This window comes from Aquimarina agarivorans (genome assembly GCF_000218485.1).
Classification (GTDB): Bacteria; Bacteroidota; Bacteroidia; order Flavobacteriales; family Flavobacteriaceae; genus Aquimarina; species Aquimarina agarivorans.
Map to the genome: position 1 here is coordinate 11,648 of NZ_AFPB01000148.1, position 25,129 is coordinate 36,776.

Consider the following 25,129-nt stretch of genomic DNA (forward strand, 5'->3'; position numbering starts at 1 on the left):
TTTTATTGATTTATTTTAAAAGGTTCGCCACTTAAAGGTTTGGCATATTCTTCTTCTAAGCTATGACTTAAAACCCAATCTTCCATACGTTTTAAGGTGATTTCTTTTTTGATGTATTTTTCAATCATTAAGCTGGATATTCGTCCGGCATATCGGGCACCCCAGTAGCCATTTTCTACAAAAACTGCTAAGGCAATTTTAGGATTATCCTTAGGTGCAAATGCAATAAAAATGGAATGGTCGGTAAGCTGTGTACGTACCCCGTCAATTTTGGTAAAATTTTCAGCAGTACCTGTTTTTCCACAAATTGAAATTCCTGGGACTTGTAAAAAGCTTGCTGTACCTTTTGTAAATACTTCAGCCATACCTTCAATAACCTTTTCAAAATGTATAGGACTAATGGTGGTTTTATTTTTGGTAGTAAATTTAGGTTCAGGATTAGGTTTGTAATCAATTTTTTTGAGCATATGGGGGGTGTAATAAAAGCCTCGGTTGGCAATTGCTGCCGTCATGTTTGCTAGTTGAATGGGGGTTGTAACCACTTCGCCTTGCCCAATAGCATTTGAAAGGGTAGTAGTTGCACGCCAGTTTCTTGCAGGGTATATTTTGTCATAATACGCGGCACTCGGAATGCGACCAGGCCTACCTGGAGGCAAGTCGTATCCTAAAAAATTACCAAAACCAAAGCTTTGTAAGTGTTTACGCCAATTGTCCAGTCCAACTTGCGGAGGTTTATATTTTTCAATTATTTTGCGGTATACTTGTGCAAAATAGGAATTACAAGATACAGCAATACCTTTTACTAAATTAACAGGACTGGGATGGGAGTGGCACCCCATTTTTCGGCCTCGGCTTCCGTAAACATACCCGTGGTAACAGGACAGGCGATCTTCAGGATTTATTACACCTTCTTCAAGCGCAATTAGTGCATTTATGGTTTTAAATGGAGATCCAGGGGGGTATTCAGCCAATAAACCTCGGTCGTAAAGAGGTTTTCGAATCGTGTCGTAATACATTTTGGTGTAATTGGCAGATCGTTTTCGGCCCACTAGTAAATCAGGATCATAACTAGGCGCGGTTACTAAAGCTAAAATTTCTCCGCTGGACGGTTCCAATGCCACTATACCCCCGCGTTTGTTTTGCATCAATTTTTTACCGTATTCTTGCAAGTCGATGTCAATAGTCAAATGTAAATCTTTTCCGCGCACGGGTAAGGTATCTAGTTTGCCTTGCTTGTAAGGGCCAATTTCTCGATTTAAACGGTCTTTTTGGATGTATTTAACCCCTTTTACACCTCGCAGCTCATTTTCATAAGCACTTTCAATTCCTTGTTTCCCAATTAAATCCCCAGATCGGTAATAGGGGCGTTTTTTTATGATTCGGTTATTTACTTCGCCTATAAAACCAAGCACATTGGCAGCAGTTGTTGTTTTATAATCTCGTAAGGATCGTTTCTGAATATAAAACCCTTCATATTTCCACATTTTTTCCTGTAAATAAGCGTACTCACTTTTGGTAAGTTGCGGGACTATTACTGAGGGTAATTGCCTGGAGTATACGCGTGCTTTTTTAAGCTGTTTTTGTAAGTGCTCTTTGGTGATATTTAATATTTTACAAAATTCAAGTGTATCAAACGCTTTAATTTCTCGGGGAATACCCATAACATCGTAGGAGGGTTGGTTGGCAACAAGTAATTTGCCATTTCTGTCAAAAATGTACCCGCGTTGTGGGTAATCATATAAAATTTTGACTGCATTACTACGTGATAAATTTTCGTACGAAGTATCAAATATTTGCAAATAAAACAGCCGCGCACTAAATCCAATAGCAGTAAATACAACAATAATTAATAAAAGGAGTTTTCTCATGCTAAATTGTTGGGTTAGTTCCCTTTTTTAAATAACGATAAGCTGAGTAAAATAGTTGCGATTGAAAATATTCCTGAAAATAGCGTTTGTGATACTATAAATTTAATATAATTAATTTCAAAAACTTCTAAACTAAATAAAGTTATGTGGTGAATAAAACACATTAAAACTACATAAATTGTGAGTTGTTTAAATGGTGCGTTGTTTAATTTTAAGTTTTGATGTATATAATTGAGCCCAAAGCAACTCTCTAAAATAAAAGGCCTTAAATAACCAATAAGTAGGCATGCTGCTGCGTGTGAACCTCCAGAGTTTCCAAACATATCCAACGTAAGACCAATTAAAAAACACAAAAGCATAAAAATCCAACGTTCATTTTTAATGGGAAAAAGTAAAATAAAAATGACATAGGGGTACGGATTAACAAACCCCAATAATAGTATTTTATTAAAAATAACTACCTGCATTAACAAAAGCGCTATAAAACGAACCGTATTTAATGTGATGGAGTTAGTCATTTTGTTGATCTTCTAAAGCCTTTATTTCTTCGGCATTTTTATTTTTTATAATATTGACAAAACCAATATTAGTCATATCATTAAATAACTTCACATTTACGGTATAGTAGCTTTCGTTGCTATCCAATTGAAAATTATCAATAGCACCAATTAATATTCCTTTTGGGAAAATTGTTGAGCGTCCGCCTGTAACAATGGTGTCACCTATTGTTAAGGGGGCTAACCTTGGTATGTCAATTAACTGCACCATATTAGGCGACTTGGTATTCCAAATTAAAGAACCAAAATGTTCTGTTTTTTTTAGCTTTGCATTAATACGTGAGTTTTTATTGAGGATGGAAAGTACCCTAGAGTAATTAGCGCTGGATTTTTGAATTATTCCAACAATACCCAAATCAGTAATTACTCCCATATCGGTAGCTATACTATCGTTTTTTCCTTTGTTTAAGGTAATAAAGTTATTTGTTTTGTGGTAATTATTGTTGATTACAAGTGCGGGTTGGTAACTGTATTGAACATTAGAAAGACTATCAATTTTTTTTTGAATAATTGCGGTTGTATCAATTCCTTTTAGCTGTAAGGCATTTTTAAGTTTTGTATTTTCAATAAGTAATCTGTTGTTATAAGCTTTTAGGTTAAAATAATTATCCACATTACTAGTAATTGAATATAGCCCGCCAGTAATTATTCCTGTGGAGCTTACAAATTTACTTTTGTGATAACTATGCGATTGAATGGTAAGTCCAATAGCAATGGAAAACAATAAAATAAATAGCAGCGTGTTCCGGTACCGGATAAGAAAATTAAATATTTGCTGCATGTGTTAAAATGCTATTTGTTAATCACACTTTTGTAGCGCTCCAGATTTTTTAATGTAATTCCGGTTCCACGTACAACGGCACGCAAAGGATCTTCAGCTATATACACTGGTAAATCTGTTTTTTGCGAAAGGCGTTTGTCAAGTCCGCGTAGCATTGATCCACCACCAGCTAAATAAATACCTGTATTATAAATGTCGGCAGCTAATTCAGGAGGTGTTTGTGATAAGGTTTCCATAACTGCATCTTCAATTCGCAATATCGATTTATCTAATGCTTTGGCAATTTCCCTGAACGAAATTTGCACCTGTTTAGGTTTTCCAGTAAGTAAATCACGCCCCTGCACACTCATTTCATCAGGTGGAACTTCAAGGTCTTCAGTGGCAGCACCAATTTGTATTTTTATTTTTTCTGCCGTACGCTCACCAACATATAAATTGTGTTGTGTACGCATGTAGTAAATAATGTCATTTGTAAAAACATCACCCGCAATTTTAATCGATTTATCACACACAATACCTCCAAGTGCAATAACTGCAATTTCGGTAGTACCACCACCTATATCAACAATCATGTTTCCTTTTGGTTGCATAATGTCAACTCCAATACCAATAGCAGCAGCCATAGGCTCATGGATTAAAAATACTTCTTTGCCATTTACACGTTCCGCACTTTCTTTTACAGCACGCATTTCAACTTCAGTGATTCCACTTGGGATACAGATTACCATACGTAAGGAAGGAGTGAAAAGCTTCTTTTTTAAAGCAGGAATTTCCTTAATGAACATACTGATCATTTTTTCACTGGCATCAAAATCAGCAATAACACCATCTTTTAATGGTCGGATAGTTTTAATGTTTTCATGAGTTTTACCTTGCATCATGGCGGCTTCTTTTCCTACAGCAATAATTTTACCACTATTTCGGTCACGTGCAACAATGGACGGACTATCGACAACCACTTTGTCGTTGTGAATTATTAATGTATTTGCAGTGCCTAAATCAATAGCAATTTCTTCGGTAAGGAAGTCAAAAAAACCCATGCGTTTTTATGGAAAAAAAGGGTGAAACTAAATAAGTTTTAAAGGTAATAAAATTAACACAAATTTAAAGCCTATTTTTTATATAGTTTGAATAGTTAAAAAAAGCCCAAAACAGTTATATTTCGAGCTTTTTTGAAGTTTGTTTTTAGTTTATCTATCTGTAAATTAGTGTTTAAAGTGCCTGGTTCCTGTCATTACCATAGCCACTCCATTTGCATCACAATAATCAATACTTAATTGATCTTTTATGGATCCACCAGGTTGAATAACAGCCGTTATACCGGCTTTATCCGCCAATTCAACACAGTCAGGAAACGGGAAAAAAGCATCACTTGCCATTACAGCGCCATGCATATCAAAATTAAATGAATTGGCTTTTTCTACAGCGTGGGTTAGTGCGTCTACGCGCGAAGTTTGACCACATCCACTAGCCAACAGCTGGTTGTTTTTTGCGAATACTATAGTGTTAGATTTAGTGTGCTTACAAATTTTTGAAGCAAACAATAAATCCTTATTCTCTTGAGTAGTTGGTCCTTTTTTAGTAACCACTTTCAAATCTTTTTCAGCATCGGTAATACTATCCTTATCTTGAACCAGTAATCCATTTAAGCAAGTACGCACTTGGTCTGTTGGTAGTTCAACTTCATTTTGAATTAAGATAATTCGGTTTTTCTTTCCTTTAAGAACTTTCAGTGCATCAGCATCATAAGCAGGAGCAATAACTACTTCACAAAATAATTTATGAATTTCTTCGGCAGTAGCCACATCAATAGTGCTATTACTAATTAAAACACCTCCAAATGCAGAAACTGGATCGCCAGCAAGCGCATCAATGTAGGCTTGTTTTATACTATCTCGCTGTGCTAAACCACAAGCATTATTATGTTTTAGAATAGCAAAAGTTGGTGCCTCTCCTTTAAATTCGTTCATTAAATTAACAGCGCCATCAACATCTAAAAGGTTGTTATACGAAAGTTCTTTACCGTGTAACTTTTGAAACATAGCCTCAAAATCACCAAAAAATGTTCCTTTTTGATGTGGATTTTCCCCGTATCGTAATGTTTTGCCTTCGGTAATACTTACCTTAAAAACTACTTCCTCTTTAGCTTCTGCGTTGAAATAGTTGAAAATAGCGGTATCATAATGCGAAGAAACATTAAATGCTTTTGCGGCAAAGCGCTTACGATCTTTTAAAGAGATACTTCCATTGTTAGCAGAAATTACTTCCAAAAAATCCGCATAATCATTAACCGAAGCTACACAAGTAACATCGGCAAAGTTTTTTGCAGCGGCTCTAATTAAAGAAATACCACCGATATCAATTTTTTCAATAATATCTTGTTCAGCGGCACCAGAGGCTACCGTTTTTTCAAAGGGATATAAATCAACAATTACCACGTCAATTTGAGGAATATCGTATTCAGCAATTTGAGCGACATCACTTTCAACGTTTTGACGATTCAAGATACCTCCAAATACTTTAGGGTGAAGTGTTTTTACACGACCACCTAAAATTGAAGGGTAACTGGTTACGTCTTCCACAGGAACTACTTTAATACCAAGATCAGTAATAAATTTTTCGGTACCACCAGTAGAATAAATGGTAACACCTTGTTCGTCAAGTTTTTTTACAATTGGGGCTAATCCCTCTTTACTAAATACAGAGATAAGTGCGGACTTTACAGTCTTTGAATCGCTCATGGTGAATAGGATAAAATTAAGATTGCAAAATTACGTATTTGTCGTTTAATTATGCTATTTATCATTTGAATTTTGCTTGAAGAAAACTGTATATTTGGATTAGAAAGAGATTTAGCGTAGCTGAAACTGTATTTTTTTCAGCGAGCTGTATTACAAATTATAATTATTTTAAATTAATTAAAGATGAAAATTTATTTGACTGCTTTTGTAGTGTGTTGCTTGGTGCTATTTTCTTGTAAAAAGAAGGAAGACCAAAGGGGGATACCACCGAATGAAGTTACTAAAAATGAAGATTTGAATAAGACCAAATCTCACGCTGAGGTGACCTTCAGTACTTTAGAAAATGCAGCTTTGTATCAGCAGTATTTAGCTTTAAAATCAGCATTAGTAAATACGGATTTAAAAGCGAGTAAAAAAGCAGCTGATGGTTTTAGTAAAGCGTTTGCAAATAAACCCGCGTATTCGAGAGTACGACAAGTTGCTATTTTAATTGCCGCAGAAAATGACATAAAAAAGCAGCGTGAATTTTTTGTTGGATTAACGGAAGAGGTAACTTCTATTTTAAAGAAAGACGTGAAAAGTGGTAAGTTATTTCAACAATTTTGTCCTATGGCTTTTGATGGTAAAGGAGGCTATTGGTTATCGGATAGTGACGAGGTAAGGAATCCATATTTTGGTGATCAAATGCTGAAATGTGGTGAGGTAGTTGAGGTGATTCAGTAATTTTAGTTGACAGTTGTGAGTTGTCGGTTGTCAGTTTTTGTGTTGTTAAAAAATGTAAATTATCAAACAATAAAAAGATCAAGGATTTGTTGCCACTAACCACTAACCACTAACCACTAACCACTAACCACTAACCACTAACCACTAACCACTAACCACTAACCACTAACCACTAACCACTAACCACTAACCACTAACCACTAACCACTAACCACTAACCACTAACCACTAACCACTAACCACTAACCACTAACCTTAAATGTCTTCTCAATCCAGACTTTCCCGCGCTTATCGGCAAGCTAAAAAGGTGTCGTTTTCTGATGATTCTAAGATAATTTTGTTTAGTGATTGTCACCGTGGGGATAATAGTTTTGCTGATGATTTTGCGCGTAACAAAAATGTCTATTTGCATGCGTTAAATTACTATTATAATGAGGGTTTTACGTATTGTGAATTAGGAGACGGGGATGAACTATGGGAAAATAGGTCATTTAAAGAAATTTTTCATGCGCATCAGCACGTATACAGGTTATTTCAAAACTTTTACACCAAAAATAGATTGCATCTCATTTGGGGAAACCATGATATGGTGTATAGAAATCCAAATTATGTAAAAAAGAACCTACATTCGTATTTTGATCGTAAAACAAACACACAAAAACCTTTATTGCTTGATATTGAATTGAGTGAGGCCATTGTGTTGACCCATATAACTACAGGACAGCGTATTTTTTTAGCTCATGGTCATCAGGCAGATTTTATGAATTATGTGGCGTGGCGCTTTAATAGTTTTATGGTGCGCGTGCTTTGGAGGCCGCTTCAAGTCATTGGTATTTATGATCCGACAAGTCCCGCAAAAAACTATAGCGAAACTATAAAGTTGGAACGCCGAACTAAAAAATGGATCGGTCAAATAGCTAAGGTGGTTACCATCATAGGACATACACATCGACCTCGATTTCCTGAAAAAAATCAAATTCCTTTGTTTAATACTGGTAGTTGCGTACATCCAAGGGCTATTACTGGTTTAGAAATCGAAAATGGTGAAATTTCATTGATAAAATGGCAAATTTCAACAACTAAAGATGGTGTGCTTAAAATTATTAGAGTCTTGTTAGAAGGACCTCAAAAACTAACTGACTTTGAATTTTAAAACATAAATCTACTTTTTCTTGGCTTACGCAGTTTTTTATCTGTTACTCCATTTTCATTTAATTCTTACAATAATTTCTTTCCTTTAAAGTACCCAATTCAACAAATTTAGATCGTAATAGCTTGTTTTTGGCTTTGTTTTAAAGCCAAATATTTTAGCAACTATTTGAGGTTTTTTTGATACAAATTTGAATTTAATAATTTGATTTTCATAAAACTAAAAGTCAATAATAGCTATAAAAAGCAATATAGGTCTGTATGGTCTTTTTTTAGTGAGATTGTTCTTACTATAACGTTTAAGGTTGTGTTTGTTAGCTCTAATATTAAAATCTTCCTATTAAATTCAGGTATATTTTTGATAATCAACAACTTGTATGTAATTAAATTGTTAACAGTAAATAATAAATTTATGAATCTAAAAAAAATTACCCTACTATTCATTTTACTAATTACAGGAATTAGTATAAATGCCACTAACTATTACATTGATAGTATTAATGGGAATGATGGAAATAGCGGCCTCTCGGCTACTAATGCATTTAAATCGCTTTTTAAAATTGACAGATTAAATTTGGAGCCTGGGGATACAGTATATTTTTTAGAAGGAACGTATACTCGATCTAATTCCACGCTACTTACTATTTCCCAATCAGGACAGGAGGGGAAATATATCACATTTCAGAATTACAATAAAGCCAATGTGATATTGGAATTTGATAGCTGGACTGGAATTGATATTATAAACGGAGCTTCATACATAAAAATAAAGGGAGTAAAAATAAAAGGAGCACGAAGCAGGATTAACTTGGAAGATGCTTTAAGCCAACCTGGAAGCTGCGACAATGACTTGGAAGGGAGTGCTAATGGGTTTTATAATGGAACAGGAATTTTGGCAGTAGGTCCTAACTTGCTATGGAGTAATCCTGCGACAAGAGGGGATGAAATTCCGCATCATATCATTGTTGAAGATTGTGAAATATTTGATTGTACCAGTTCCGGAATGGCATTTCAACAGGCAGATTATGTAACTATCATCAACAATAAGATATATAATAACTGTTGGTATTCTCTATTTGGAACTAGTGGGATTAATTTATATCAGTTTATTAATACGGATGGAACGTTAGGTTTTCATAACACTATTAGTAATAATTTGATGTATGGTAATGAAATGAGAGTACCTCAAGTACCATTTTGCGCTTTTTTTGATGGGAATGCCTTTATAATTGACGATTTTAAACATACTCAGACAAAAAATTACCTGGATAAATCCATAACTTTTGATGCATATACTGCTAAAACGTTAATCAGCAATAATGTTTCTGTTGAAAATGGAGGGAGCGGGCTACATTTTTTTTTAAGCAGCAATTGTTATATTTATAATAATACTATTGTAAACAATGCTAGTCAAAACGAAGGTGCCAATGGAAATGGAGATTTGCGTATTGGTGTCTGCGATGATTTTGAAGTAAAAAACAATATTATAATTGGTAAAGATCGACTGCATAATATTGGTGGTAATACCAATATTAACTATTCCCATAATTTACAAAATGGACCTGGAATTTTAACTAGCTTTAAAGGGTGCGAAGGGTGTATTGATAATAGTATTCCCCAGTTTATTACCACTGATGTTAACAGTACTATGCCATTTGTTACCGAATTTGAAAGTGTGGTAAAAGATTCAGGGGTTGCATTGCCCGAAGTAGTATTTGATTTTTTAGGAACTGATCGTTTTCAGGATGAAGCTTACGATATAGGAGCTTACGAATTGTTGGCATGTTATCCAACTGTTTGGTTTGAAGATATTGATAATGATGGCTTAGGAGATGCTAATAATACAGTACTTGCATGCGATCAACCATTAGGTTACGTGAATAGTGCAGGCGATGAGTGTCCTGATGATTTTAACAAAATTGCACCAGGTATTTGTGGCTGCGGAAATGAGGAGGATTCATGTGATACTATTTGTAATTCGCCGGAATTTAGTATTAATATCACCTATTCAAGTCCAGGAATTATTGTTAGTTATCAAGGGAAAGCTTATGAAAATAAGTGGTATACTAAAGGGGACTTACCTACAAATGGAGGCCCATGGAAATTGATTCGGATTTGTAAAGGTGAAACGGTAGACTGCGTCACTATTTCTGATTGGTCTGCAGGTGCAATTTATTCCATACCAGGTACACAAGTTAAGTTTGAAAATGCTGTTTATGAGAATAAATGGTATGTCACTGGTGAAGCTCCTGGTACTGGAAATGCATGGGAATTGATGGGAGTATGTGCTGTCTCTTCATCTTCTTTTTTAGCAATAAATGCTATCGCTAAAGCAGAAGGGAGTGACGTATCAATAAACCAAACTTTAGTGAATCGTTCTTTTAAGGTTGAAGTAGGTGATACCTATAAGTTACAAGTATTTAATTTGTCAGGAACACTTATAGAAACTCGGATGATTACAAGTAAAAACAAGGTAATTAATACGGAACAATTAAAGCAAGGTGTTCATGTTTTGATTTTTACTAATACTACAAATCAACAAAAAGAAACTAAGCGTATTGTAAAACTTTAAGGTAGTTTTTTACTAAAAATTTTAGCGCAGCTTCATGCTGCGCTAAAATTTATAATCAATTTGAGCCTGACTTTAATTGGAAAATTTAATATTGCAAATAGTATTATTGAGCAAACCTGTTGAGTCGTTTCATAAAATTATTCATCCAAGGGCGAAAATGGTACCTTGTATGACACTTCCATTTTACGAATTTTAGCAAATGGTTCATTAATATCATCTTCAACAGTCCATTTGTGGTGTGTAACGGCTTTCAATTTAGTATTGTCAGGTGATTTTCCTCGCCATACAAAATCAACATTCAGTTCATAAAGATTATCTTCGAGCTTGGTCACTTCAAAATTTTCTGGAAAATGGTTGGTATCGGAAACTGCTTTGGCAGCGTACTTAACCCATTTTTCAAACTGTTCAAGGTTTGTAACAATAGTTTCTTTTGAAAAATGTAACTCAAATTGGTCGGCTAATAGTTGTTTAAACGGAGTCGCATTTCCATCCATTTGTTCAATGTTAAATAACCAAAAATGCATTAATGCTGATAATCTGTTTACAGCATATGTATCCGAAAATGAATTAAAACTTAATTGTTCTAAAGGGTTAATTTCAATTTTTTGAAGTAAAGGTAATGTGTTGCCGTTATATTGACTTGTTTCAAAGCTGTAACCAATCCTCATTTGAGCGTTACTGCCGTCCGGTCTAATAGTTTGAAAAACAATTTGTGAATTTGCATTTATGGCAGGCTTAGTTTGATTAATTTTAGTAGAAATCAATTTGTGCGAATTTTTAGTGCCTTTGTATTTCGCAGCAATGCTTTTGTATTCAGCCTTACTAGTAGCCGTATTACCCATGGAGTTTATTACAACACTATCACTTAAAATTTTAAGTTGATTGGCAATACGCTTATCGTTAATATCCCTTTCGTAAAAAGAATACCAGCGGTACAACTGGGTTTTAAAAGCATGGATTGGTTTCGTTGCTATAGTATAATCAACAGCCGTAGTTTTTACAGTTTCTTTTGGATTAATTTTTTGAGTACTCATTTCTTTTTTTTGTTTCTGATTACAACTTATTACTGAAAATAATAGGATTGTGTAAATAAATTTTTTCATAATAAATGCGTTAAAATATCTTATAATTACTCTCTTCTGTAATTGATTTATAGTAATTGTACTCTTGCTGCCACTAAGTTGAGGAAACAAAAATAAAAGCCCTTGTGTTTGAATGCATCAAAAAACAAAAGTGTAGTCTCATGCGCTACCGATATTTTTTATGTGAATTGGTAGCAAAAGATTTTAATGAATTATTTTACTAAGGACATGATACTTTTTATAAAGCTATAAGATTTTAAGAAGGCGGCAAACTTATTGGTTAATTTTTAGAATATATTAAAAGTTTTACATAAATGATTATCAATCTAAATTTACTGCTTTTCATTAATTATAGTTGTATTTTAATTTTTCGTAATTAATGTGCTGATTGTGATTTTAATATAAATAATAGTGATGTGAAAGCTAATATGTAATACCTGAAAATGAGGTGTCATTTTGTACTAAAGGGTAGGGTTTTTCTAGGTATAAGCGTTTTTATTAAAAATATTACTATGTACACATTTGATTTTATTAAAAGAAAATCGATTCTTTTAACTGTTACTCTTGTAACAGCTTTTACTACTTTAAATGCTCAAAATACTAATAATCAGTCTAATGATAAAAAAGGAGGAGTAACATTTTGTAGCCTTGCACAAAAAAGTTCTAATTTAACTAGGCAATTAAGTACTATCGGAAATTCAAATATTTTAAATTATAACGAAACTGAAAAAAAGAATACGATAACAAATGATGAAATAGCGAATGCAGAAAAATTACCTTCAAAAATAGGCAGCGGTACAGGAAAAATTAACCGTTTCAAAATCACAGGGAATAATAACAATACTTTAGCACCTGCTACCAGTACCACTTTTTTGACTTCCTTAGAAACAGCAGAAACTGCAAATGATAATATTATAAGTGCAGTAGCTTTAGAAAGGAGTACAAATAAAACAGCCCGAATAGTGGTTAATGGCGTAATAGGTGATGGTTTAAATTCCTCACAGGGAACAGGCCGAGGTGATCTTGATGTGTACAGTATAAATTTGATACCAGGGGACTTACTTACTGTAAATGTAACTACAACTGATACACTAAACCCATTGTTTCCAGATGTTTCTATTAGAAATTTATTTGGAAATTTGGGAACCGAAAGCGGTGCATTTTCTGAAATTAGTGATAGTGATGGCAATACAACTTTTCAATTTTCAATGAAAGAAACAGTAACTTCCACTTACTTGGCTGAAGCAGAAGCTAATGTTTTTTTTATTATTAACGACGCATCTTCTTTTGCAACTACTGAAATTGATGCGAACGGGAATAATTTTGTAATTAAATCAGCAGCCAATCCGCTATTTGGAGGTCCAAGTAACACTACAATTGAGCGAGAAGGAAGGTATGAAATGGAAGTAGTAATTCAAAATAATAAAGATACCGATACCTACAGTTTGGATTTAGAAAAAGGGGATTTGTTATCAGTTTCAGCTGAAGGAGCGTTCAATCAATTTTCAGTATATGATGCTAATAATACGCTTGTAGGACTTGGGCATGATGATCTGCCGTTCCAAGAATTATTTAAACCAAGCGCTGCCAACTTGCCCAATAGCGGAACACTATCACAATACGTTACTATTGCTCAAAAAGGCACATATTTTGTGCAATTTGAGGGTGTGGAAGATGAATATTCAGCAGAGGTTTTGGTAAGTAGATTTGGAAATGAATCCTTTAACAAAGGTAAAAAACAGATCATTTATCTTGATTTTACTGGAGATACGGCTAAGGTTGGCGATTTTTTAGATGAAGGTGCATTTGGTTTAAACGGAAGAGATTTAGATGATGATTTAAATTTTGATGCTTTTGAAAATTACCTTGAAGCTTGGGGTATTGAAAACACTACAAGAAATAGAACCTTACTTAGTCATAAAATTACTAATATAGTTAAGCAGAACCTGATTAATAAAGAACTACGAAATCAAAATAGTAACGCAAATGTTTTAATTTTAAGTGATTATGGGAGCCCTTTTTTAGGAAGAAGAATACCACAATTATTACATTTTTTAGGTTTAGAATTTACACCTATAGTTATTGGAGGGTCTTCAGCAGAAGTGGGAATAAACACAATTGGGAGAGCGCAACAAATAGATTTTGGGAATTACCAGATAAATGATAAAGGTTTTGTATTACTGGATTTGTTGAGTGCTCCAGCTAGGATAGAAGATACCGATGATTCTTTTAGATTGGAAGAGCCAATTATAAGTATTAATGATTTGCCTCTGTCATCATCAACTGATATCAGTGATGCTATAGCTGTAGTTATAGGAAACATTATTTCGCATGAGGCTGGTCACCTTTTTGGCTGCTTGCACACTAGTGCAACTTCTCCTAATTTTTCAATTATGGATAACCCGATAAATTTGCTTACTATTGCTGGAATAAATTCAGAAGAAGAGTTCAGTAAAAATACTACTCCAGTGAAGTTTACAGCAGACTTTTTACAAGGATCTACAACTCGCGGAATTGATGTAACTAGTCCTACGAATACAACTGTAGCTTTTGCAATGTCAAATTTACCTAATTACTATTTTGGTGGAAAATCTTTGGAAAGAGAACAAAAATTAGATGCTTCAGAAATTGAATTACAAAGTTTAGAAGATGAAATTTTAAACGAAATTCAAACTGTATTAACAGAAAATACATTACGTTTTTTTCCTACCAAGCTGAAAAAAAATGAAACCGCTGAATTAAGCTTTACATCACCAAAAAACGGTACAGTAGCCATAACAATTTTTAGTAGTACTGGTCAAAAAATTACGGAATTGGTTAATAGAGAAGTTATAAGAAATCAAACTATCGATTTGGATTTTTCAAGCGCAGATTATAATTTATCGTCTGGAATATATTTTTGTTCATTTTCAATTAACGGAAGTAAAGAAAGTATCAAATTCGGAATTGAATAATTGCTTACCCATTTTGAAAAATAACAAGCCAGAAAGTTGATTGTAACTATCTGGCTTGTTTATTATTTTGTGAGATTATTGTTTTTCAAAAGTAACGGTAACTTCCCTAGTAAAGGTAGTAATATATACTAGTTCCAGTTGATCACCTACAAATTTATAGGTTCCGGCTACATCGCTATCTCCTTCTTCTTGAAAAAATAGGACTTCATTGCCACGGTTATTTTCTATAAAAAATTTATAATTTGTTGTTTTCCAAAAAACGCAGTCTCCATCTTCATCAAAACGATGAGCTGTATCAACAAAAGTTAAATCTTCATTTACTACAATATTGTCCATACGTTTGCAACTTGTAGTAACATCATCACCTCCATCACTAATAATTTTTACAAGCTGCCATACACCTTGGAGTTTTACAGCCGTTGTACGTGTATCAGCCATAGTTTCTTCATTATTCTCTGATGATTCACAAGAGCAAAGCAAGAAAAGCGCCAAAAAACTGTAATAAAACACTATTTTTTTCATTGGTTTATTTTTAGGTTCACTCAAAAATAGTGTTTTTTATCTATAAAATATGCTTTTTGACGATCTCAGTATTATATATAGGTAAATTCCTACAAGTGTAATATTCTGTTTTAAACAATTCAATATGAGTAAATTGAATAACTCAAAGTTTTTTAAATACAATAAGTAATAAAGTAACTACCTAAATATAAATAGGAATAAACATGCAGCGAGCATCAGGTCGATTGAAATACTTTGTTTTTTAGCACAAAATAAATGCTTAGTAGCAATAAGCTAAATCCAAACATGGGTAATACCAAACCTAATACTATTAAGCCAATGATCATGCCATATGATATTTTAAAATTTTCAGGAACGGTCGGGATGCCCCAATTTCTCATTTTAAATGAGAGTAAACCAGCAATACTTATGATTGCTAAACCAATTGCTACCAATAACATTAAAATAAAGTTCCAATTCCCTAATTGTCCTTGATGAAATGCCATAACCCACATACGCCCTCTCATTAAAATACCAACATCCTCCCAATGTAAAGTCATTAACTGATCACCTGTATATTGATCAAAATGAATCTTTTTTTGATTTTTTAAAGGGAATGTGGCATTGGAAACACTAAACACTCCAGCCTTATGTTTTGGTAAATCTAGAGTAAGTATGCCAGGTAAATGTTGCTGTTTGGCAATATGGATCATTTCTGCTAAAGGAATACTGTTTTTAGTAACTTTTGATTTTACACCTACTCCAAACCACTCCTTCGGAAATCCCGTATGAGTTATTTTTTGTAATTTTTTAAAATTACCTCCAAAAATATCCGTCCAAGGCAATCCGCCTGCTAGCGTAAGAACTAATAGCGCAGAAAGCCAAAAACCACCTAAAGCGTGAATATCTCTGTACAAAATTCGCTTACCTAAATTTGTTCTAATGGTAAAGAATCCTTTCCAACCTAAGTCTCTTGCTGGCCAAAAAATATAAACACCAGTCAAAATCAGTACGATCATCCAACTGGCAATAAGTTCAATTATTTTGGTGCCAAAACTTCCTCCAAGTAATTCTCCATGTAATTTTCTCACGGTATACATCCAGGTGTTTTTTGGAGAAAACTTCCCTGTTACCTTACCTGTAAAGGGATCAACAAATACACTTTTTTTATGACTGAATTTGCCTGAAACAAATTCAGTTGCTTCATTTGTAGAGGATGTAACCACAATTGCATTAGGTTTTTTACCTAAAGTTTTTGTGGCTATTTGTAACTGCTCTTCATAAGATACTTTTTGTTTTGTAGCAACTACAGTTTTATAATTATTTATTAAAGGCGATTCCACCTTATCTTTAAATAAATAAATGCCTCCTGTAACTGCTAACATGAATACAAATGGCAACGAAATTAATCCGCCTATTACATGCCATTTCCATAACCACTGATTTAAATCTGTATATTTCATGACTTTTAAAAAAAAACAAAGAGCTTAACAATTTATACTAAGCTCTTTTAATTTATAGTTAAAAATTATATTTAACACCCACATGAAAAGCTCTTGGGTTTCCTAACGAAAAAGTATTTTCCCCTCTAAAAGTATTAAAAGAAGCTCTTACGGCATATAAGTCATCAAAAATATTCAATGCCTGACCCCAAATTTCAACATTTTTAAATTTATAAGAAATCAAGCCATTAATGATATTATGTCCGCTATATGTTTCTGTACTTCTAACAATACTACCTTCACTATTAAAGTTCACCACTTGTCCTTCTAAACTGGTATTATAATCCCCTACCAATTCATGAATTATACTTAATGACAATCCTTTTATTTGATGTGGTGTGTATATTATTTTAGAGTTTCCTAACCAGTTAGGCGCTACTTCTCTAATACTATTTGAAACATCTCTGTTTGATCTCGTTCTACTTTGATCTGGGTTAGTAATGGTTTCTTCTAAAATAAAGTTTTTGTATTTATGTTCGGCATAACTCCCATTATGACTCAATGTAAAATCATGTATTTTAAACGAAACTCCATATTCAATTCCTCTAGAAATAGTCCCCCCTGCATTTGTATTTACAATTACTCCGGTAACTTCATCTCTAAATGAAACATCAGTGTCTATACCTTCCAAACTATAAGCTGCCAAATCTAACCTTAAACCACTTACAGGAGAGCTATATACCCCTATTTCGAAATTATCAAAAGTAGTCGGTTTTAAATTTCTATTTTCATCTCCAAGACTTCTGTATAGAGTTGATGTTTGAGGTGGTGTAAATCCGTTAGAATAACTTCCATAAATCCCTAAATTCTTTAAAGGATTGTAATTTATTCCAAATTTAGGCGAAAAGTTTCTAAATTGATCTTGTCTATCATTTATTCTATTTGCTGAATTTTCTGTAATTCTATTATTAAAATCATATTTAAACCTATCATAACGGATAGCACTTGTTATTTTTAAAGATTTGATAGGGTTTATTTCAAATTGCACATATCCAGCATAATTCAAAATATCTGCTTGATAATCCAACACAAAATCACTTTCATTAATAGTAAAACTTCTATTAATTCCTGTTTCGGGATCCACAATAATACTTGTGTTTTCTTCTACGTAAGTTTGAGGTGAAAAATCTACAGCACTACCAATTATTAAACTAGATTTTAATTGATCAAACTTTATTTTATGCTGCACTAAGCCTACATAACTATTAAATCTATTATCATTAATTCTTCCCGAACCTGTACCTGTTAATTGTCCTCTATCTCTATTTTGTCGAACTCTAAACGAAGGTATTTGAGCTAATCGATTATCTCGGTACACAAAACTAGCTGTTGTTTTGTTTTTGGAATTCCAATCTGTCTCAAAAGTTGAACGAAAACGAATAGCAAATGCATCTCTTTCTGTAAAGGTTTGATCACTTTCAAAATTTTCATTATCATAATCTTCCTGACTTAATGAACCTGAAGTATCCGTTCTGTAATCGATAAGATCGTAGACATTTGTCCATTTTATTTTTTCAGAAAAATCGTAAACAAATTTAAATGTTGATGCAAATTTTTCATAATCACTATTCCCTAATGGTCCATTGTTGCGTTCGGTGTATTGAGTTCCCGCATAAAACCCTAATTTTTCAGAAAGGTATTTGGAAACCTCGAAACCTCCATTAGCCAAACCTAAATCATTCAATTGAAATTGAACACTTCCTGTTAACTCTTTAGAAGGATCTTTCGTTAGAAAATTAAAACTTCCTCCTACTGCTTCACTTCCATAAATACTGGATGCTGGTCCTTTTAATACTTCTACCCTTTTATAAGAAATAGAGTTGAGTTCCAACAAAGCATTATGGTTAAAAACTGCTGTTGGACGTAAAGGCAAACCATCTTCCAAATATAAAAATAATGCCCTTGTCGAAATAGGTGAACGCGTAGCCGTAAAGTGTTGCTCATTTCCTGATGCTTTAGAGGACGAAACAAATACACCCGGAACATCATTTACTATTTGGTCTACACCAAAGGCTTTTACTTCGTTTAATTCTTTTTGAGAAATTACAGAGATTGCTGCGGGGACTTCCGACCGTTTTTGTTTTTCTCTACTTGCTGAGATAACTACTTCATGTAAAATAGTCCCGTTTAAAGAATCTTTTTTTGTGTTTGTAATTTCTTTTTGATTTGTTGTTTGTGCATAAGCACTTATGCTTCCAACCAAAGTTGCAAGACTTAAAAAGATATATTTCATCTTTATTTTTTAATATATAATACAAAGCGATGTGGCCTATTTTCTTTGATAAAAAAGGCCTTATAAAATTTGATAAAATATATTAAACTTGTGGTGGTGGTGAGGTGATAGAAAGTGATACCAAATAGTCTGAAGCAGTATGGAACCAAACTTTTTTAGTGTCTGAAAAATAAAATTTATTAGATTTTAAATCTTGCGTTTTAGTAAAATATACAGGAATAAAAGCTTCAATCAAACTAGTCGCTATTTGTCTTTCGCTAGTTAGTGAATCATCAATTTGAGTAAGGGATAATTTTTTTGATAAATGACATTTACCATTACATTTCATTATCGGCTTATCCTTGTTTACACAATACTTTTCAATAATAGTATCAATATTCATTTCAAAATAGGCTACGTAACCTAGCTTATATGCTGGTTTAATAGACAAACAAATGAATAACAATATTGTATGATAAATTTTCAAAAAACAACTTTTCTAAAACAATGTGCAAAATTAGTAATACTAACGCTAATAAAATAACTATTAGTATGTGATTTATGATAACAAAAAAAAGGTTACTCAAAAAAGTAACCTTTATCACATGATGTTAATTGAATTAGTATATTCGCAAATAAGTCACTGTAGCTTCAAACGGAATTGTAAAATTTAAGAGTAACTCATTTTTATTTACAACCTGGTATTTAGCTATTACCAATTTTTTTTCCGCAGTTTCAAAAATATTTCCTTCGTTATCAAAACCACGTATGAACTCACCAACCATTTCGCATTCACCAGTGGATTCATTTATTTGATTCCTGCGGTCAATATAAGTTCCATTAATATTAAAATCAATTACCTCCTCCATAAAACATGAATTGGATACATCAGTTCCGTTGGGTAAAACAGCACTTTCCAATTGCCATGAACCTAATAGTTTTGCAGTTTTAGGTGTTAATGTTTCGTTGTTGATAGCATCTTTAATATCTTCAAAACTTTCTCCGCATGAAGTGAAGTTTAATAAAGATAATAGACTTAAAGTAAATAAAATTTTTCTCATTTTGATAAGTTTTGTTAGTTATAAATCAAATATATATAGTTTATTTTGAATTAATTACAAGCTTAAATTTAAATCTGGAATTGCTTTTAGGGCTACTAAATCTTTAAAACAATTTCATACCACAGTAAAAGTCTTTATATTCGCAGATTGCTAGTTTTTGCTAACAAAATCATAATTTTTCAACGATTTTTTAGTTCTAAATCTGGTTTAATTACCAATAAATAATAGGTATGGGAAAAGAAATGACATTGGATGTGTTGTCAAGTATCAAAGGAGCTAAAGCTTCACAAGTAGTTGATGATCTTTTTGAAGTAATTAAAAAAGGACATATTATTGATAATTCACCAAGTAATTACTCAAATTTAAACGCAGTAAGTATTGATAATCTACGTCCGGATGAGGTGATTAAAAGCACAGAGCTTGAACGTAATTTGATTATTGAAAATTTCCCGAATGAAAAAAATGGTTTTTTAGTAGTTCCTAAAGTGATCGAAGAGTAAATGTAGCATTGTTGTATTTTATTCTTTACAAATACTACAATAGATTAAAGAGAATAATATAAACAAAATTATGCTCTTTAATGACTAATAATAAAGCATCAAAATAAAGATGAATTCATCAATTAAAGCTTTGCATCAAAGGCTTCAACAAAAAGAAATATCGTGTGTAGCATTAGTTCAGGAAAAATTGGACTTGCTTAATTCTAGTACATACAACTCATCAAATTATATATTAGAAGAATATGCATTAAAGCTTGCTAAAAAAGTAGATCAAAAGCTGGCAGATAATGAAACCATTGGATTGCTTGAGGGTATCCCATTTGGTGTCAAAGATGTATATTTATTACAGGGTACGTACAGTTCCGCGAGTTCCGATTTTTTACGAAACTATAAATCACCGTATACTGCAACAGCTATTCAAAAATTATTAGATGCTGGAGCTATACCAATCGTTAAAGAAAATTGTGATAGTTTTGGACACGGGAGTAGTTCTGAAAACACAGTTTTTGGTGCAGTAAAAAATGCAATTGACCAAAACAAAGTTGCTGGAGGTTCTAGTGGAGGTAGTGCTGTAAATGTAGCCAAAAACTTTACCACTTTTTCTATTGGTGGAGACACTGGAGGGTCTATACGTCAGCCTGCTGGATACAATAATGTGTATGGGTTAAAGCCCACCTATGGCAAAATTTCGCGCTACGGATTAATGGCTTATGCATCTTCAACCGATTGTGTTGGACCTATTGCGCAAAATTTAGAAGATATTCAAATTGTACTAAACACAATGAGTGGATTGGATTATCGCGATCAAACTACCTTGGTCTCGGAACCCGTTTCTGACGAAAGTCTTAGCCGGCCTTTAGCTCAAGGAACTAAAATTGGATACTATAAAAACTTTATTGAAAGTGATGCTCTAAGCCCAACTATAAAGGCAGATTTTAAGGCAATGATTGCCAAATTAGAGGCTGAAGGAATGGAAATAGTTCCTTTGGACTTTTTTGATGCCAGTATTTTGGTATCTACTTACTACGCACTGGCAATGGCTGAAACCGCAAGTAATTTAGCACGTTTGGATGGTACCAATTACGGAGTTAGAGAGACTGGGAAGGATTTAAAAGAGGGTTATTCTATTACACGTTCCGAAAACTTTACTGCCGAAACTAAACGTAGAATTGTAGGTGGAAATCAGGTACTATCACAAGGTCATTCCGAAGAAATTTACAATAAAGCACAACAATTGCGTCAGCAAATTAGCCATCATTTTGATGAAGACTTTAAAAAAGTGGATGTGGTATTATCACCCGTAACCCCTAATCCAGTGCCTGAAATAGGAAATAACTTAAAGAATCCTATGACTATGTATCTTTCAGATGCGTATACGGTTGGATTTAGTTTAGGTGGTTTACCAACATTAACAGCTCCACTAGCTATGGAGACAGGAGTACAAATTACTGCTGCAAAAAAACAAGAAGCTATATTATTTACATGTGCTAATTTCCTAAAACAAGTAGTGTAATGGAACAACTAACAGCAGCTTTAGAGAAAAATGGATTGGAGTTAGTTATAGGTATCGAAACTCATATCCGATTAAATACAAAAACAAAGTTATTCTGTGCTTGTGCAAATCAAGAAACAGAACATCCCAACACCAATATATGTTCCGTTTGTACGGGACAAATGGGCGTATTACCTGCAATTAACGCAGAGGCTATCCGCAAGGCTATCCTATTTGGTAAGGCCGTTGATTCTTCAATGAAAAACGAAGTATTATCATGGGATCGTAAGCATTATGAATATCCTGATCAGCCAAAAAACTTTCAGTTAACACAATTTCATAATCCGATTATCCCTGATGGAGAAGTAAATTGTTATCGCGATGATGGGACTACGTTTTCAGTTCAAATTGAGCAAACTCATTTGGAAGAAGATGCAGCAAAACTAATGCACGAAGCTAAAAGTAGTTTGGTAGATTTTAATAAATCTGGGGTACCTTTAATTGAAGTAGTTACCACGCCTTGCATCCGTAATATTAAAGATGCGGCAACCTATGCACAGTACTTACAACGTATTGTGCAAAACCTAAAAATATCGGAAGCCAACCTTGAAAAAGGAGAGTTTAAATCTGATGTTTCGGTATCATTACGTAAAAAAGGAACTTCGGACTTAAATCCACGTACCGAAATCAAAAACTTAAACTCATTTAAGTTTATGGTAGATGCCACCGTGGAAGAAGTAACCAAGCAATTAGCCTATTTTGAGGAACATGGCGATTTTAGACCAGATCAAACTACCGTACTTTGGGACGAAGCCTTAAAGCAAACCAAAGTAATGCGTAAAAAGGAATTTGCCGCAGATTACCGATTTGCACACGAGCCTGATATTCCTTTTGTAAATATAAAAAGTGCGCTTGAAAAGCTACAGGTAGATACGAATCTATTGCCTTTTGCTATTGAAACTGCACAAATTAAAGGTGGTGTTCGCCCGCAGGATGCTAAGTTTTTTACTTCGAACTCCTTGCGCTCCAATGTATATACTGCCATAAACAATACGATTCAGGATCCTTTATTTGTAGCTAAAACTTTATTGAATAACTTAAAGCCTGAAGCTTATATAAAAGCAACAAACACGGTAGCCCTTACCGATATGTTTGCTTCGTTCAAAGCGGGTTCGATTACTAATGTACTGCTATCAAATGCCATTACTAAGTTATTGGACAACCCCGAGTTTGATTACAAAAAATACTTTGCCGACAATTCCATTTCTGACGAAAGTCTATTGGAAGCCATCGATAAAGTAATTACTGAAAATGAAGCCATTGCCAATGATATTAAAGGCGGAAACCAAGGTAAAGCTGGTATCCTTGTCGGAAAAGTAATTGGCATTGTTGGCAAAGGTGTTTCGGGTAAAGTAGCTCGCGAAAAGATATTAGAACGTCTAGCAGGAGGCAATACTGCCGATAACGAAAAATCTACTAATAATGCTTCCGCAGAAGGTAGCCAAGCTTCCGCAGAAGGAAAGCAAGAAGCTGAAGAAGAATTACGTCAGATACCCATTGTGGTAAAAGACGATTACCGCACACATTTAATCTCAGAACTAACAGAAGAAAATATACAAAACACGGTTACCGTGTCTGGATGGGTAAATAGTGTACGTGATCACGGAGATTTGGTATTTATTGATTTACGTGATTCTAGTTTCGAAGTATTACAAGTACGTTTGAATGGTGCTGATTTTGAAAACCTAGATGAAATTTCAAAATTAAAACCAGAATCTGTTATTATGGTTACTGGTAACATAGTAAAACGTAATGAAGATGACTTTAACCCTGGAATTCGCTCAGGGAAATTAGAATTAGACACAAAAAGCATTGAACTACTCAACTTATCTAAAACGCTTCCTTTTGAATTAAAAAGAGCTAGCAGAACAAGTGAGACTGTTCGTTTTAAATATAAATTTTTAGATCACCGTAGTGCCGAAGCTCGTAAAGCGATTGTAAATCGCCACAGAGTATTAAAGTTATTACGTGATATATTAGACAAGGATAATTTCTTAGAAATTGAAACGCCAATTTTAACTGCCGGAACCGACGAGGGGGCACGTGAATTTATTGTACCTAGTCGTAAGTATGCCGGTTCATTTTACACCCTGCCACAAGCACCTCAGCAATTTAAACAAATGTTGATGGTTGGTGGGTTTGAAAAGTATTTCCAGGTAGCGCGTTGTTTCCGTGACGAAGATTCTCGTGGAGACCGTCAGCCCGAGTTTACACAACTCGATTTGGAAATGGCTTTTGTAAGCATGCAAGATATTATTGAGTTGAACACCAAAATGTTCAACGAAATTGTAAAACGTGTATATGGCAAAAAATGGAAATTATTACCTTTCCAAAGCATTACCTACAAAGAGGCTATGGACAAATACGGTTGTGATCGTCCCGACTTACGTTTTGGATTAGAAATGCAAGACATTACCGAGATTGTAAAAGCAACCACTTTCCAGGTCTTTAAAAAACCTATTGACGATGGTGGTATTGTAAAATGTATTAAAGTTGCTGCCGAATTACAAGGCGGCAAACGTATGTCTAAAGGTCAGATTGAAAAACTGACCTCAATCGCGCAAGAAAATGGATTAGGAGGATTGGCCTATATTATTGTAAATGAAAATGATTTACAATCGCCAATTATTAAATATTTAGGTGAGGATATTGCTGCTCAAATTATCGCAGCCTCCGAAGCTAAAATAGGTGATATTGTATTCTTTTCCGCAGCTGATTATAAAACAGCTAATAAAGCCTTAGATGCGGTACGACAGGAATTGGGAGCTATGCTTAAGCTAATTGATCCAAAAGTACTATGTCCTGCTTGGGTAGTTGATTTCCCTATGTTTGAAAAAACAGATGATGGTCATTGGACGTTTACCCACAATCCATTCTCCATGCCAGCTATGTACGACTTAGACAAGCACATGAAAAATGATGGCGGAGATGAAGTTGGTGAAATTATTGCACAACAATATGATTTAATACTTAATGGATACGAAATCGGAGGAGGTTCCATACGTGCTCACAAACCTGAAATCCTTGAGGCTACTTATAAAAATATGGGCTACAACAAAGAGGAAATGATGAAAAGTGTAGGTACCATGTATAAAGCCTTCCATTACGGAGCACCACCACACGGAGGTATTGCTTGGGGAGTTGATCGATTGCTAATGATTTTAGAGAAAAAAGCCTCTATACGTGAAGTAATGGCATTTCCTAAAACAGGTTCTAGTGAAGATTTACTTTTTGAAAGTCCTTCGCCACTTTCCGAAGGTAAAATTGCTGCAGCTAACGTTAAAGTGGTTAATAAAATTTAAAGTCATTAACCTATATATTATTTAAAAAATCCACTTTTGTAAGTAAGAGTGGATTTTTTGATTCGAACTAGT

The 25,129-nt window shown here is 33.8% G+C and carries 18 protein-coding genes; 7 read left to right on the plus strand and 11 right to left on the minus strand.

All coding sequences use genetic code 11. The features are described 5' to 3' along the window. Window positions 1-2: 2 nt before the first annotated feature. The 5 genes from mrdA to purH form a co-directional block, all read right to left on the minus strand. Complete coding sequence (gene mrdA, locus GMC_RS0110090; RefSeq protein ID WP_010522019.1) at window positions 3-1,868, minus strand: penicillin-binding protein 2; 1,866 nt, start codon at window positions 1,866-1,868, stop codon at window positions 3-5. Window positions 1,869-1,882: 14 nt separating this feature from the next. After that, window positions 1,883-2,386, minus strand: coding sequence for a rod shape-determining protein MreD (mreD, locus tag GMC_RS0110095; protein WP_010522020.1), 504 nt, complete (start codon window positions 2,384-2,386; stop codon window positions 1,883-1,885). Continuing rightward, a complete protein-coding gene (gene mreC / locus GMC_RS0110100; RefSeq protein WP_010522021.1) occupies window positions 2,379-3,206 on the minus strand; it encodes a rod shape-determining protein MreC in 828 nt (275 codons plus the stop codon). Before mreC ends, mreD begins: the two co-directional genes overlap by 8 nt. An 11-nt stretch (window positions 3,207-3,217) precedes the next feature. Next, a complete protein-coding gene (locus GMC_RS0110105) occupies window positions 3,218-4,246 on the minus strand; it encodes a rod shape-determining protein (protein WP_010522022.1) in 1,029 nt (342 codons plus the stop codon). 165 nt (window positions 4,247-4,411) lie between these two features. After that, complete coding sequence (gene purH, locus GMC_RS0110110) at window positions 4,412-5,947, minus strand: bifunctional phosphoribosylaminoimidazolecarboxamide formyltransferase/IMP cyclohydrolase (protein ID WP_010522023.1); 1,536 nt, start codon at window positions 5,945-5,947, stop codon at window positions 4,412-4,414. Window positions 5,948-6,130: 183 nt separating this feature from the next. Between purH and GMC_RS0110115 the strand changes: the two genes are divergently transcribed. From GMC_RS0110115 to GMC_RS0110125, 3 genes are all read left to right on the plus strand, one after another. Next, complete coding sequence (locus tag GMC_RS0110115) at window positions 6,131-6,670, plus strand: DUF3347 domain-containing protein (RefSeq protein ID WP_010522024.1); 540 nt, start codon at window positions 6,131-6,133, stop codon at window positions 6,668-6,670. A 259-nt stretch (window positions 6,671-6,929) separates the two neighbouring features. Further along, window positions 6,930-7,823, plus strand: a complete 894-nt coding sequence (locus tag GMC_RS0110120; protein WP_010522025.1) for a metallophosphoesterase family protein — start codon at window positions 6,930-6,932, stop codon at window positions 7,821-7,823. A 408-nt stretch (window positions 7,824-8,231) separates the two neighbouring features. Beyond that, a complete protein-coding gene (locus GMC_RS0110125) occupies window positions 8,232-10,391 on the plus strand; it encodes a T9SS type A sorting domain-containing protein (RefSeq protein ID WP_010522026.1) in 2,160 nt (719 codons plus the stop codon). A gap of 137 nt (window positions 10,392-10,528) precedes the next feature. On the opposite strand, the gene GMC_RS20705 is transcribed toward GMC_RS0110125, so the two are convergent. Then, window positions 10,529-11,425: a hypothetical protein gene (locus GMC_RS20705; protein WP_010522027.1), complete on the minus strand. Its 897-nt coding sequence runs from the start codon at window positions 11,423-11,425 to the stop codon at window positions 10,529-10,531. 560 nt (window positions 11,426-11,985) lie between these two features. Between GMC_RS20705 and GMC_RS0110135 the strand changes: the two genes are divergently transcribed. After that, window positions 11,986-14,427 (plus strand): T9SS type A sorting domain-containing protein, encoded by a 2,442-nt coding sequence (locus GMC_RS0110135; protein WP_010522028.1) that lies wholly within the window; start codon window positions 11,986-11,988, stop codon window positions 14,425-14,427. A gap of 75 nt (window positions 14,428-14,502) precedes the next feature. On the opposite strand, the gene GMC_RS20710 is transcribed toward GMC_RS0110135, so the two are convergent. From GMC_RS20710 to GMC_RS0110160, 5 genes are all read right to left on the minus strand, one after another. Further along, window positions 14,503-14,949: a lipocalin-like domain-containing protein gene (locus GMC_RS20710; protein ID WP_138940608.1), complete on the minus strand. Its 447-nt coding sequence runs from the start codon at window positions 14,947-14,949 to the stop codon at window positions 14,503-14,505. A 215-nt stretch (window positions 14,950-15,164) separates the two neighbouring features. After that, a complete protein-coding gene (locus tag GMC_RS0110145) occupies window positions 15,165-16,391 on the minus strand; it encodes a PepSY-associated TM helix domain-containing protein (RefSeq protein ID WP_010522030.1) in 1,227 nt (408 codons plus the stop codon). A 58-nt stretch (window positions 16,392-16,449) separates the two neighbouring features. Further along, the gene (locus GMC_RS0110150; RefSeq protein ID WP_010522031.1) at window positions 16,450-18,663 is read right to left on the minus strand and encodes a TonB-dependent receptor domain-containing protein; all 2,214 of its coding nucleotides are present in this window, start codon (window positions 18,661-18,663) and stop codon (window positions 16,450-16,452) included. An 82-nt stretch (window positions 18,664-18,745) separates the two neighbouring features. Beyond that, window positions 18,746-19,093 carry a hypothetical protein gene (locus GMC_RS0110155; RefSeq protein WP_010522032.1) on the minus strand — a complete coding sequence of 116 codons (348 nt, stop codon included), beginning with the start codon at window positions 19,091-19,093 and terminating at the stop codon, window positions 18,746-18,748. 169 nt (window positions 19,094-19,262) lie between these two features. Beyond that, entirely contained in the window at window positions 19,263-19,703 is a 441-nt protein-coding gene (locus GMC_RS0110160; RefSeq protein ID WP_010522033.1) for a hypothetical protein, read from the minus strand. A 230-nt stretch (window positions 19,704-19,933) separates the two neighbouring features. On the opposite strand from GMC_RS0110160, the gene GMC_RS0110165 reads away from it, so the two are divergent. From GMC_RS0110165 to gatB/aspS, 3 genes are all read left to right on the plus strand, one after another. Beyond that, window positions 19,934-20,203 carry an Asp-tRNA(Asn)/Glu-tRNA(Gln) amidotransferase subunit GatC gene (locus tag GMC_RS0110165; RefSeq protein ID WP_010522034.1) on the plus strand — a complete coding sequence of 90 codons (270 nt, stop codon included), beginning with the start codon at window positions 19,934-19,936 and terminating at the stop codon, window positions 20,201-20,203. A gap of 109 nt (window positions 20,204-20,312) precedes the next feature. Continuing rightward, window positions 20,313-21,716, plus strand: a complete 1,404-nt coding sequence (locus tag GMC_RS0110170) for an amidase (protein ID WP_010522035.1) — start codon at window positions 20,313-20,315, stop codon at window positions 21,714-21,716. Continuing rightward, window positions 21,716-25,057 (plus strand): bifunctional amidotransferase subunit GatB/aspartate--tRNA ligase AspS, encoded by a 3,342-nt coding sequence (gene gatB/aspS / locus GMC_RS0110175; RefSeq protein WP_010522036.1) that lies wholly within the window; start codon window positions 21,716-21,718, stop codon window positions 25,055-25,057. The genes GMC_RS0110170 and gatB/aspS overlap by 1 nt, the downstream gene beginning before the upstream one ends. Window positions 25,058-25,129 lie beyond the last annotated feature (72 nt).